Genomic DNA, 12,467 nt, shown 5'->3' on the forward strand with positions numbered 1-12,467 from the left:
GGCCNCGCTGCGCGGGCTATATCGCGGCTCAACGGCCCGGTGCGGCTTGCAGGCGAACGACAGGGACTCGCAGTGGTGACATGCGTGGCGTCGTCGCGTGGCGTGTTCGCATACCGGTTTGTAAAAGACCGGTGGATTACTGCTGCTTCAGCAATTTGGCGGCGTCGATGGCGAAGTAAGTCAGGATGCCGTCGGCGCCTGCACGCTTGAAGGCGAGCAGGGCTTCCATCATGACTTTGTCGTGATCCAGCCAGCCATTGGCAGAGGCGGCTTTGATCATGGCGTATTCGCCGCTGACTTGGTAGGCAAAGGTCGGGACGCGGAACGCGTCTTTGACCCGGCGCACTACGTCGAGATAGGGCATACCCGGTTTGACCATGACCATGTCGGCGCCTTCCTGGAGGTCGGCGGCGACTTCGCGCAGGGCTTCGTCGATGTTGCCGGGATCCATTTGGTAGGCCATCTTGTTCGATTTGCCCAGATTGCTGGCCGAGCCTACCGCGTCGCGGAAGGGACCATAGAAGGCGCTGGCGTATTTGGCCGAGTACGCCATGATGCGGGTATGGATGTGCTGCTTGGATTCCAGGGCCTCGCGGATGGCGCCGATGCGGCCATCCATCATGTCGCTGGGGGCGACGATGTCGACGCCGGCGTCGGCCTGGACCAGCGCTTGGCGAATCAGGATCTCAACGGTGGGCTCGTTGATGACGTAGCCGTTTTCATCAATGACGCCGTCTTGGCCATGGCTCGTGTAGGGGTCGAGAGCGACATCGGTCAGGATGCCCAATTCAGGGAAGCGCTGTTTCAGCGCTGCGACGACGCGGGGAATCAGGCCGTCGGGGTTGGTGGCTTCGATACCGTCGGGCGTCTTCAGTGCCGGGTCGATGGCGGGAAAGAGCGAGAGCACGGGTATGCCGAGCTCTACGCATTCTTCGGCTGCGGTGAGCAAGGTGTCGGGCGAATAGCGCACGACGCCAGGCAGCGAGGCCACGGGCTCGCGCAGGCCTTTGCCTTCGGCGACGAAAACGGGATAGATCAAGTCGTCGACGGTCAGGGTGTTTTCACGTACCAGGCGACGGGTAAAGTCGTCACGGCGCAGGCGGCGTGGGCGCGAGGTCGGGAAGGGAGGGGTGATGATTTTGGGGGTCATGGGACTACCTTCGGTGATATCCAGTTCTCGATGTGTTGTGCGGCCTCTTCCAGGCCGATGCGTTCGGTTGCCGAGAACGGTACGGTGTATAGCGCGCCGATGTCGGCCAGCTGTTTGCGCACGGCGAAGACAGCGCGCTGGCGCTGACCGTAGGGCAGTTTGTCGGCTTTGGTCAAGAGGGCCAACACGGGCCGGCCCGTGGGGGCAATGAAATCAGCCAGGCGTCGATCAAGCTCGGTGACGCCACGGCGAATATCGATCAACAGCACGATGCCGGCCAAGGAGGGACGATCGCGCAGATATCCTCCCAGGATGTCCGACCATTTTTCTTTTTCTTTGTAGGCGACGGAGGCATAGCCGTAGCCGGGCAAGTCGACGAGAAAGCCGAGTGGCGCATCCGGCGCCAGTGGATCGGGCAGGCCAAACAGGTTGATCAATCGCGTGCGGCCAGGTGTCTTGCTGGAGTAGGCCAGGCGACGTTGATTGCACAGCACATTGATGGCCGAAGATTTACCCGCGTTGGAGCGGCCGACAAAACAGACCTCGGGCGCGCCGGGGTCTGGCAGCTGGTCGAGGCGGGCTGCCGAAATAAAGAAAGAGGCGCGGTGGAGGAGGGACACGAGAGAAGTCCGATATAGTTGGTTATGAGCGCCCAAGAGGCATGAGCAGAGCGTTGCTCGCCTCGCGAGGGAGCCAAGGAACGAGGTGGTCCGACGTCCCTTGAAAACCCTATTGTATAATCGTGCGTTTGCAGCAGTGGTACCCCCTGCATTAGCCGGGTCTTTCCGCCTGTTAAAAAGATGGAAATTCCGGGGCGGATGTATGTTCGGTCCGGCACGGCATGGGGCAGGCATGAGGCGCTTGATGGCGCCTTGATCGCAGTCCGATCGTCGAGGTATTCAATGATGCGTGTGCTGTCCCGGATGTTGCTAGCCAGCGGGCTGATGCTCGGTGTATTTGCAGTTCCCAGTATTGCCGCGGAGAGCGCGGCAGGACCGGCCAAGCCGGACGCCGCCAAAGGCGCCCAGCTTTATGACCAAGGTGATGCCTCCAGAGGTATCGTTGCCTGTGCGTCCTGTCACGGGCCAGGGGGTAATAGCAGCATTCCTGCTAACCCGAATTTGGCTGCACACCCTCACGAATATCTGGCGAAACAGCTCGCCGATTTTCAAACCAAACAGGGTGCCGACAAGCCGACGCGTAACGGCGCGGGCGGTAATCCCACGCCGATGACCGCGATGGCGCAAAACCTCACGCCCGAGGACATGCAAAACGTGGCGCTTTATCTGGCGCAGCAGCCGCTGACCCAGCCAGCGACCGCGGGATACAAAGATCTGGTGGACCATGGGGAAAAAATCTGGCGTGGCGGCTTGCCGGATCGGAATGTTCCTGCCTGTGCCTCGTGCCACTCCGCAAATGGCGCTGGTTTGCCGGGACAATACCCCCGTCTGGCCGGACAGTTCCCTTCGTATATCGAAGAACAATTGAAGCTTTTCCGCAGTAAAGACCGGGCGAACAACGCCGTGATGAACGACATTGCCGATCGTATGTCGGATGCCGATATCAAAGCGGTGTCGGATTACGCCGCAGGCTTGCGCTAAGCTACGCGCTTGGCCCATCCTCGCGCGGCCGGTCTGCGCAGCAATACAGGCATCTCTGGAACCCGATTCCAGAGATGCTGTCCATAAGGGGGAAGCCGGTCATGCGGCTCCCCTTTTTTTCATGAACTCAAGCACCCAGCCCTCTCGCTATCCCCTTCGCAATCTGCCCCGCGATGTCTTCGAACTGCTCGGTTCGATGCGCTTTGCGGTGAGCCTGTTGATGTTCATCTGTATTGCCAGCCTGCTGGGTACGGTGTTGGCGCAAAATCGTCCATCGAACACGTACATCGATCAATTCGGGCCCTTCTGGTTCGAAGTGTTCGATAAGTTCTCGATCTGGCACGTGTATAACAGTTGGTGGTTTCTGACCATCATGGGTTTTTTGGTGGTTTCAACTTCGGTATGTTTGATTCGCAATACACCGAAGATGCTGCGCGAAGCACGGTCATTCCGTGAGCATGTGCGTGCGAGCAGTCTGCGGGCGTTTCCTCACCGTGTGGAGATCCGTGATGTGGCTGCAGTGGATGAGGCTGCTGGGGGCGTAAAGGGGCTGCTGACCCAGCAAGGCTATGCCGTACGGGAGCGCCGCGACGGCGATGGTGTCATGTTGGCCGCCAAGAAAGGCAGCGCCAATCGCCTGGGATATATCTGCGCCCATTCCGCCATGGTGATCATCTGTATCGGCGGGCTGCTGGACAGCGAGCTAGGGGTGCGCTTGCAGGTGATGCTGGCAGGTAAGCAGCCCATTGTCGAAAACATGCTGATCTCGCAGGTGCCGGCCAGCGGGCGGCTTTCGGTGGCCAATCCCAGCTTTCGCGCGAGCGTGTTGATTCCAGAGGGCGGGCAGGCCAGCACGGCAGTGGTGATGGTGGGTGATGGTGCGCTGGTACAGCCTTTGCCGTTTACCCTCAAACTCAAGAAATTCCTGGTGGACTACTACTCCACCGGCATGCCCAGCCGCTTTGCCAGCGAGGTCGAGGTCACTGACCCCGATACAGGCAAGACTTTTGATTCCACCATCGAGGTCAATGAGCCGCTGCGCTACAAGGGCGTGACGGTTTATCAGTCCAGTTTTGATGATGGCGGCAGCACCGTGAAGCTCAAAGGTTACCCCTTGGTCGGGGCTGGCAATACGCCATTTGAGGTCGATGGCACGGTGGGCAAGGCGGCCGAAATCACCGCCCGTAGCGGTGACGGCAGCGCCCGGGAGATGCAGGTGGATATCACCGCGCTGCGGCCGATCAATGTCGAGGACCTGACCGGCGGTACGCCCAGCGGCAAACCCATGACGTTGGGAGAGCACGTCGCTTCGGTATCCGGCAGCGCAGCGGGCAAGAAAAACGAGCATCTGCGCAACGTAGGTCCCAGCGTGGAATATCGCCTGATCGATCAGGCCGGGCAAGCGCACGAGTTCATGAACTACATGCTGCCGGTCGAGCTGGATGGCGCGGCGGTCTTTTTGGCGGGTGTGCGCAACAACGCCTCGGAAAACTACCGCTATTTACGGATCCCGGCGGACGCCGATAGCTCGATGGCTGAATTCATGCAGTTACGGGCCGCCTTGGCTGACCCTGCGGCTCGTCGTGAGGCAGCTCGCCGTTTTGCTGAGCGCAATAGCCCGTCGGCCGCCGAGCGGTCATCGCTGCAGACGGCAGCCGAGCGTGCTCTGGATACGTTTTCGACTGGTGGACTGCAGGCCATTGCGGGCTTTTTGCAGGCCAACACACCGCAAGCCGATCTGGAGCGTGCGGCAGATGTCGTGATCCGTTTGATCGGCGTGTCCATGGCGGAGTTGCGTGCCGTGGCTCGTGAGCGCGCGGGCCTGCCGGTTCTACCCGAGACTGGTTCCGAGGCTGAACAGGCCGCGCAATGGTCGCGCCTCGCAGTGGCTGCGTTGTCCGATCTGAATGTGTATCCCGCACCGGTTTTCTTGACGCTGAGCGATTTCAAGCAGGTGCAGGCCAGTGTGTTCCAGGTCAGCCGAACCCCGGGCAAGACCGCCGTCTATATTGGCTGCCTGTTGTTGGTGCTGGGTGTCTTCTCGATGTTTTATATCCGTGACCGGCGTGTGTGGGTATGGATAAAGCCCGCTGCCGATGGTGCGGGCAGTGATGTTCACGCCGCCATGACGTCGCAGAAGCGTACACTCGACTTCAATCACGAGTTCGAACGCTTCAAACAGGCGTTGTTGCGCCGCAACAGGTCTTGAGGTTTTTCCATGTCCGTCAGTACTTCTTCCCAGTCAGCCGATGCCTTGTGGCAGCCGGCCTTGTCCGCCACCGGTGATGCGCGCGTGCTGCGCGGCAGACCGGACTGGACCGATATTGTTTTCTTTCTGCTGCTGGCGGTGGGCGCTGGCTATGCGCTGACCACATATGGCAGCGCCATGGATTATTACGAGAAAATCATCCTGTGCGGCACCGTGTTCGCGCTGACCTGGCTGGGATGGTTGTGGCGTCCGTTGCGGCGTTTAATGATCGCTTGTGCCCTCGCGGCTGGATTCGCTTTGCTGCTTTATCAGCAGGATCTGGCCCGCGCGGAGCAGGTGTTTTTCCTGAAGTATCTGTTCTCATCGCAATCGGCCATCTTGTGGATGAGCGCGCTGTTCATCCTGGCTACGATCTGCTATTGGATCGGCATTTTGAGCCCGACCGCTGCGTGGTTGGGTACTGCGCTGACGTGGGGCGCGGTGTTTGCAGGCCTGACGGGTTTGCTGGTCCGCTGGCGCGAAGGTCATTTGATGGGGCCCGATCTGGGCCACATCCCGGTGAGCAATCTGTACGAGGTTTTCGTACTGTTTTCATTGATTACTGCGCTGTTTTATCTGTATTACGAACGCAAATACGCGACGCGTGCGTTAGGCGGCTTTGTGTTGCTGGTGATTTCGTCGGCGACCGTGTTTTTGCTTTGGTACGCCTTTACGCGTGATGCTGGCCAGATTCAGCCCCTGGTGCCCGCGCTCAAGAGCTGGTGGATGAAATTGCATGTGCCGGCCAACTTCATTGGTTACGGCACCTTTTCGTTGGCCGCCATGGTGGGCTTTGCCTACCTGGTGAAGCAGCATGGCACGACGACGTCGTGGGCCAAATTGGCGCCTTTGTTTGTGTTGGGCGTGTTGCTGTGCGCGGAACCGATGGTGTTTCGCACCGATGGTTTGTCGGCTACGTGGATGATTTATTTTGGCGTGGGCGCCGTGATCGTCGGCGGTATTCTGCTAGGGCGGCGCCGTATTGCACAGGCCTTGCCGTCGCTGGAAGTGCTGGACGACATCATGTATCGCGCCATCGCGATCGGTTTTGCGTTCTTTACGGTGGCGACGATTTTGGGGGCGTTGTGGGCCGCGGATGCATGGGGCGCTTATTGGCAATGGGATCCTAAGGAAACCTGGGCGCTGATCGTCTGGTTGAACTACGCCGCCTGGTTGCATATGCGCTTGATGAAAGGCCTGCGGGGCCACCTCGCGGCGTATTGGGCACTGGTGGGCCTGTTGATTACCGGTTTTGCCTTTCTAGGCGTGAATATGTTCTTGTCGGGCCTGCATTCGTACGGTGAGCTGTGACCCCCCCAGCCAGTGAGTGCGCGCTGGCTCTGCTTGAGACAATGAGAACGATGCCTCGTCGCGATAGGTCGCGAGGCCAAGCAGAGATATACGTTGGTATATCGTAGAAATCCCATTGCCTGCTGGCAACGATAAATCGATGATGGGAAAATTCGTCCTGTCGTCGAGTCGAATCGGCACGACGGTAAGAAGGCTGGAAATGCCTATCGCGACATGTGTCGCATGCCGTTATGTCCGCAGGAGGAAGTATATGGATCCCGACCCAAGCAGGCGCTTGTACGCGCCCGGCACCCTGCCCAACAAGCTTATGAACACAACGCCAAATCGGATAGCAGCGCCGAGGCTCGCGCTCACCTGAACGCGTGAGATGCCTCTGCGGCTGCATGCCAAGGAGGATCTCATGCTGTTTCGACACCCCCGCCCCAACGACGCCTTCCAGCGCGCATTGCGCGCCGCCGTCGCATCCCATCGTCCCGCTGCTCTGCACGCTCTGTTGGTCTCTCATGGCGAGCGTGCTTTTGCGCGGGCGCTCTCTGATCTCTCCGGCCGTGTTATCGCAGACGCGCTGTCTATGCTGCCCGCGCGGGATCACGCTGCGGTGTCATGTCACCTGTCCCGCGCTGCTCGCCGCCGTTGGCGCGAGATCGATGGACGGCATGTGCCCGATTCGCTCTACACGCAATCGGCATCGCCACTGTTTCTGCTTCGATGACTGGAGGGGCGATGACGCGGCCGCGGAGACGTGTGCCTGGAACAAACGTATTCCCGTTCTCGCAGCAACGCACATTCGAACTACGGAAAATATGATGAACATCATCGATAACATGCTGAAAAATCTATTCAGCGGGTTTCTCAAACAGCGACGTGCGAACCGCCATTTCAAGCGTCAATTTCTCTATGACACCGGGCGCAAGGCGGGCGCAGGCAATAGCGTGCAGGCCGTTGCCGCGAGTGTGTCTCGCAGCATGCGGCGTATTGCGTCCGATGATGTGGCCGCCGCGATCATTCGCGTGTCGTCTCATGCAGACGGATTGACGGCGGCCGAAGCCGATGATCGTCGCGGCCGTTTTGGCACGAATGAGGTGACGCACGAGAAACCGTTGCCGTGGTGGTGGCATCTTTGGCTCTGCTACAAGAATCCATTCAATCTGCTGTTGACCGTGTTGGCAAGTGTTTCCTTTGTGACGGATGATCTGAAGGCTACTGCTGTGATCGGGACGATGGTGGCGCTCAGCACGTTGATTCGATATGTACAGGAAGGCCGGTCCAACCGTGCTGCCGAACGACTCAACGCCATGGTGAGCAATACCGTCACGGTAATTCGGCGTCAGGCGGCTGACGATCAGAATATCGACACCAAGAGGCAATGCGTGAGTGCGAATGGACATGGACGCCGTGCCGTCAGGCCGATCGAACTGCCGATTCGGGATCTCGTGCCAGGTGACCACATCACGCTTTCTGCGGGGGACATGGTCCCTGCGGATTGCCGCCTGTTGACGGCCAAGGAACTGTTCATCGCTCAGGCCTCGATGACAGGAGAGTCGCTGCCCGTTGAGAAATTCGCAGAGGTTGCTCAGCCCTTCGAGACGATATTCGATGCCCCCAACCTGGTTTTCATGGGAACGAACGTCGTGTCGGGCTCGGCAACGGCGTTGGTCATCGAGACCGGAAATCGCACCTATTTCGGTGGGCTTTCTGCGCGCCTCGCTGCCACAGACCGAACGCCGACGGCGTTCGAGGCTGGCGTGAATGGCGTGAGCTGGTTGCTGATACGGTTTGCGTTGGTAATGGTGCCGATCGTTTTGTTCATCAATGGCTTTACCAAGGGCGATTGGGTAGAGGCGGCCTTGTTTGCGCTCTCGGTGGCGGTGGGGCTCACGCCCGAGATGCTGCCGATGATCGTGACGTCGACGTTGGCCAAGGGCGCAGTCAAGATGTCGCGCAAGAAGGTTATCGTCAAACGTTTGGACGCGATCCAGAATTTCGGCGCCATGGACGTACTATGCACCGACAAAACCGGGACGCTCACGCAAGACAAGATCGCTTTGGAGCGACACACCGATGCGTTCGGCGCCCCTTGCGACGAGGTGTTGCGATATGCCTATCTCAATAGTTATTACCAGACCGGCTTGAAGAATCTGCTGGATCGCGCGGTGCTCGAGCACGTTGAGTTACAACGAGAGCTGCGCGTGGTGCAGGATTATCGCAAGGTCGATGAAATCCCGTTCGATTTCCAGCGGCGGCGCATGTCCGTGGTGGTCTCGGCGCGCGATGATCATCACGAGTTGATTTGCAAGGGCGCCGTCGAGGAAATGCTGTCCATCTGCGATCAGATTCGCGTTGAGACCGCTCACGGGCCTCAACATGTACCGCTCGATGAGGAATTGCTCAGCCGTGTACGTATGGTCACATATGAGTTGGGCAGGCAAGGTCTTCGGGTCGTCGCGGTAGCAGCGAAGGCGTTGCCCATCTCGCAATCCGTATATTCAATTGCCGATGAGGCTGGGCTGACGTTGATTGGCTATATCGCCTTTCTCGACCCGCCGAAGGAGTCCACCAGGCCTGCACTGCGCGCACTGGCAGAACGTGGGGTCCAGGTCAAAGTGTTGACCGGCGACAGCGAACGTATCGCGGCGCACGTATGCCGGCAGGTGGGTCTGGAGCAAGAGCGTTATCTGTTGGGATCTCAGATCGAAAAAATGAGTGACGAAGCCTTGGCGCAGGCGGTCGAGTCCTATTCACTGTTCGCCCGCCTCACGCCGCAGGATAAGGAGCGCATTGTGCGCACGCTGCGCGGCAATGGCCACGTGGTTGGTTTTATGGGTGACGGCATCAACGATGCTCCAGCATTACGGAGGGCGGACATCGGCATTTCGGTGGACTCGGGAGTGGATATCGCCAAAGAGGCTGCCGACATCATTTTGCTGGAAAAGAGCTTGATGATTCTCGAGGAGGGGGTTGTGGAAGGCCGCAAGACCTTCAGCAATATGCTCAAGTACATTCGTATGACAGCCAGTTCGAACTTCGGCAATGTGTTTTCCGTACTGGTGGGCAGTGCGTTCCTGCCGTTTCTGCCCATGCTGCCGCTGCAATTGCTGGTGCAGAACCTGCTGTATGACATCTCGCAGATCGCGATCCCGTTCGACGATGTGGACCAGGAATTAGTGGCGAAGCCGTTGAAATGGAATCCTGCCGACATCGGGCGCTTTATGATTTTCTTTGGGCCGATCAGTTCGATTTTCGACATCATGACCTATGTGATCATGTGGCATGTCTTCAGTGCGAACACAGTGGCGGATCAGAGCTTGTTCCAATCTGGCTGGTTCGTGGTTGGCCTGCTCACACAGACATTGATTGTCCACATGATCCGCACGCCGAAGTTGCCGTTTATTCAAAGCCGAGCCGCTTGGCCGTTAATGCTCATGACGATGTTCATCATGGCCATCGGGGTGTTGTTACCGATGAGCCCGTTGGCGGATTATTTCGGGTTGCAGGCATTGCCATTGAGTTATTTCCCGTGGCTAGCAGGCATTCTGCTGAGCTACGCGATGCTGACGACGATGATGAAAAAACTCTATATCCGTCGATTCGGTTGGCAGTGACAGGACATGGAAAAGTGATGAACGCCATTCATTTCAGTAGTCTGCACGCGTTGTCCATGACGCTTGTGAACCTGACCGCCGCTTTTATTCTCGGTGCATTGATCGGTCTGGAACGGCAGTGGCGTCAGCGCACCGCAGGACTGCGCACCAATACGCTGGTAGCAGTCGGCGCCGCTATATTCGTCTCGCTCGGTGCCCGGTTGTTCGAGATAAACGGCGGGACACAGACCACGATCACGGTAGTCGCCTACGTCGTTTCGGGTATGGGTTTTCTCGGTGCTGGCGCCATCATGAAGGAAGGGGCCAGTATTACTGGTTTGAATACCGCCGCGACCTTGTGGGGAGCGGGCGCGGTGGGTGCTTGCGCCGGCGCGGGACTGTTGGGCGAAGCCATTCTGGCCGCGTTGTTTGTACTGGCGAGCAATACGTTGCTGCGTCCCGTGGCGAATCAGATTAATCGCCGCCCGTTTCGTGAAGAGGCTGGCGAGGCGACTTACGTGGTCTATGCGATCTGTTCGCGCGATCAGCAATCCGAGGTCCGGGGCAATATGGTCGAGATCCTGGAGGACGCCAGCTATCCTCCTCGCCAGATTGATGATCATCCATTTGGCGCAGACGAGGTCGAGATTGAGTTCACGCTGTACGCGACTGCTGTCCAGGCTCAGGAACTCGATGACGCTGTGCAAAAAGCGGAGGGCTTGCCCGGGGTCCGACAAGCCTTTTGGAACGCGAGCGATGACAGCTGAGCTATACCTCGTCGGTACCGTAAAACAGGCGTACTATCGCCAAGTACCACATAGGTAATGCCATGTCGTCATCTCGAAAACGCTCCTCATTGCGCAGCCCGTTTATACTGAAACTTGCCTTGATCGTCGTTGCCATGGTGGCCATCTTTGTGGTGGATACTGGCACGAGCTATGAGGTGGCTGCAGCCGTGTTCTATGCGGTGGTGATCGTGACGGCGGCGCACGTTTTGAGCCGGCGGGGCCTGGTTGTACTCTGCGCGATCTGCGTTGGCGTGACGCTGCTCAGTGTCGCAATCACCCCGCATGGGGATTTTCGCGCCGGCCTGATCAATACCGGCATCAGTATCGCGGCGATCCTCATGACTACGTACCTGATTCTGAAAATGGAAGCTGCCAGGATGGCGGCTCATGATGCCCAAGCGCAATTGATGCGCATCTCGCGCGTCAAAAGCCTGGAGGGGCTGACAACCTCTATCGCGCACGAGGTCAATCAGCCGCTTGCTGCGATCGTCGCCAGCGGCAATGCCTGCCAACGCTGGCTGGCACAAACGCCACCGAACCTCGAGAAGGCGCGTTCCGCACTCGAGCGCATACTGAACGATGCGGGACGGGCCAGCAGCATTATCGCGCGGGTGCGCAGCCTCACCAGAGGAGAGCCGCCTCATAAGCGTGAGTTCGAGTTCAACGAGGCCGTTCTGGATGTATTGGCGTTGTCAAACGCTGAGATCGTACGCAATAACATTGCCCTGACAACAGAACTCGACCCCGGTCTCGCGTACGCATTGGCTGATCGAATCCAAATACAGCAAGTCATTGGCAATCTGGTATTGAATGCCGTCGAAGCCATGGCCGAGATATCAACACAGGCCCGTGTGATGCGGGTCAGTTCAGTAGCCAAGGATCACATGATTGTGCTTTCTGTATTCGATTCCGGTGTCGGAATTTCGCCGGATGTGTACGAACATATGTTCGAAGCATTTTGGACGACAAAAGAGGAAGGTATCGGCGTCGGCCTGAGCATCAGCAGGGCGATCATCGAATCCAATGGCGGACAGCTATGGGCGGAATCCAATGAACACGGTGGCGCGGTGTTCCGATTCAGTGTGCCTACGATTTTGCAGGAGGGACGTGCATGACAACGGGTTCGGTATCGGCATCGGATAACGCTGTCGTCTATATCGTTGACGATGATAGTTCTGTTCGTGCCGCGCTCGAGGACTTACTGGCCTCGGTCGGGCTGAGGGCGGTGACGTTTGACTCGACCAAGGCGTTTCTGGCGCACACGGTGGAGGATGCGCCGGCATGCCTTGTGCTGGATGTCCGTATGCCCGGGCAAAGCGGCATGGATTTTCATCGGCAAATGATCGAATTGGGGATTGCACTGCCCGTAGTATTCATCACTGGGCACGGCGACATCGCAATGGGTGTGCAAGCGATGAAGAGCGGCGCCATCGAGTTTCTGACCAAGCCGTTCAGGGATCAGAGTTTGCTCGATGCGATTCATCAGGGTATTGAAGAGGACCGCGAACGACGCAAGCGTGCTGCTTCTCTTGCCGAATTGCAGGCTAGATGGAGTTCCCTCACCGTCGGGGAGCAGGACGTCATGCGCTTGGTCGTGCAGGGGCTGTTAAACAAACAAATCGCGTCACGATTGGCGCTCAGCGAGATTACCGTGAAGGTTCGTCGAGGACACGCCATGCGCAAGATGCAGGCAAATTCATTGGCGGAGCTGGTGAGAATCTCTGAGAAACTCGGCATGTAGTGCCCAAGTCGTCTCAGTGTCGTTCGCCGTCTGTCATGGCTAGAAAA

The 12,467-nt window shown here is 58.4% G+C and carries 10 protein-coding genes; 8 read left to right on the top strand and 2 right to left on the bottom strand.

Annotated features, from left to right (window positions below):
• Positions 1-136 precede the first annotated feature (136 nt).
• Positions 137-1,150 carry a porphobilinogen synthase gene (gene hemB, locus ACNA0I_RS15640; protein ID WP_415806914.1) on the bottom strand — a complete coding sequence of 338 codons (1,014 nt, stop codon included), beginning with the start codon at positions 1,148-1,150 and terminating at the stop codon, positions 137-139.
• On the bottom strand, positions 1,147-1,770 hold the full coding sequence (gene yihA, locus ACNA0I_RS15645) for a ribosome biogenesis GTP-binding protein YihA/YsxC (protein ID WP_415806915.1): 624 nt from the start codon (positions 1,768-1,770) through the stop codon (positions 1,147-1,149). The genes hemB and yihA overlap by 4 nt, the downstream gene beginning before the upstream one ends.
• Positions 1,771-2,052: 282 nt before the next feature.
• On the opposite strand from yihA, the gene ACNA0I_RS15650 reads away from it, so the two are divergent.
• The 8 genes from ACNA0I_RS15650 to ACNA0I_RS15685 all read left to right on the top strand — a co-directional run bounded on the left by ACNA0I_RS15650 (position 2,053) and on the right by ACNA0I_RS15685 (position 12,420).
• The gene (locus tag ACNA0I_RS15650; RefSeq protein WP_415806916.1) at positions 2,053-2,751 is read left to right on the top strand and encodes a c-type cytochrome; all 699 of its coding nucleotides are present in this window, start codon (positions 2,053-2,055) and stop codon (positions 2,749-2,751) included.
• 121 nt (positions 2,752-2,872) lie between these two features.
• Positions 2,873-4,960 carry a cytochrome c biogenesis protein ResB gene (locus ACNA0I_RS15655; RefSeq protein WP_415806917.1) on the top strand — a complete coding sequence of 696 codons (2,088 nt, stop codon included), beginning with the start codon at positions 2,873-2,875 and terminating at the stop codon, positions 4,958-4,960.
• 9 nt (positions 4,961-4,969) lie between these two features.
• Complete coding sequence (ccsB, locus tag ACNA0I_RS15660) at positions 4,970-6,310, top strand: c-type cytochrome biogenesis protein CcsB (protein ID WP_415806918.1); 1,341 nt, start codon at positions 4,970-4,972, stop codon at positions 6,308-6,310.
• Positions 6,311-6,710: 400 nt separating this feature from the next.
• The gene (locus ACNA0I_RS15665) at positions 6,711-7,022 is read left to right on the top strand and encodes a hypothetical protein (RefSeq protein ID WP_415806919.1); all 312 of its coding nucleotides are present in this window, start codon (positions 6,711-6,713) and stop codon (positions 7,020-7,022) included.
• A gap of 94 nt (positions 7,023-7,116) precedes the next feature.
• Positions 7,117-9,912, top strand: coding sequence for a magnesium-translocating P-type ATPase (gene mgtA / locus ACNA0I_RS15670; RefSeq protein WP_415806920.1), 2,796 nt, complete (start codon positions 7,117-7,119; stop codon positions 9,910-9,912).
• 17 nt (positions 9,913-9,929) lie between these two features.
• Entirely contained in the window at positions 9,930-10,658 is a 729-nt protein-coding gene (locus tag ACNA0I_RS15675) for an MgtC/SapB family protein (protein ID WP_415806921.1), read from the top strand.
• A 62-nt stretch (positions 10,659-10,720) separates the two neighbouring features.
• Positions 10,721-11,794 carry a sensor histidine kinase gene (locus ACNA0I_RS15680; RefSeq protein ID WP_415806922.1) on the top strand — a complete coding sequence of 358 codons (1,074 nt, stop codon included), beginning with the start codon at positions 10,721-10,723 and terminating at the stop codon, positions 11,792-11,794.
• Positions 11,791-12,420 (top strand): response regulator transcription factor, encoded by a 630-nt coding sequence (locus ACNA0I_RS15685; RefSeq protein ID WP_415806923.1) that lies wholly within the window; start codon positions 11,791-11,793, stop codon positions 12,418-12,420. Before ACNA0I_RS15680 ends, ACNA0I_RS15685 begins: the two co-directional genes overlap by 4 nt.
• Positions 12,421-12,467 lie beyond the last annotated feature (47 nt).

Source organism: Bordetella muralis, from assembly GCF_965139205.1.
GTDB classification, from domain to species: domain Bacteria; phylum Pseudomonadota; class Gammaproteobacteria; order Burkholderiales; family Burkholderiaceae_B; genus Bordetella_A; species Bordetella_A muralis.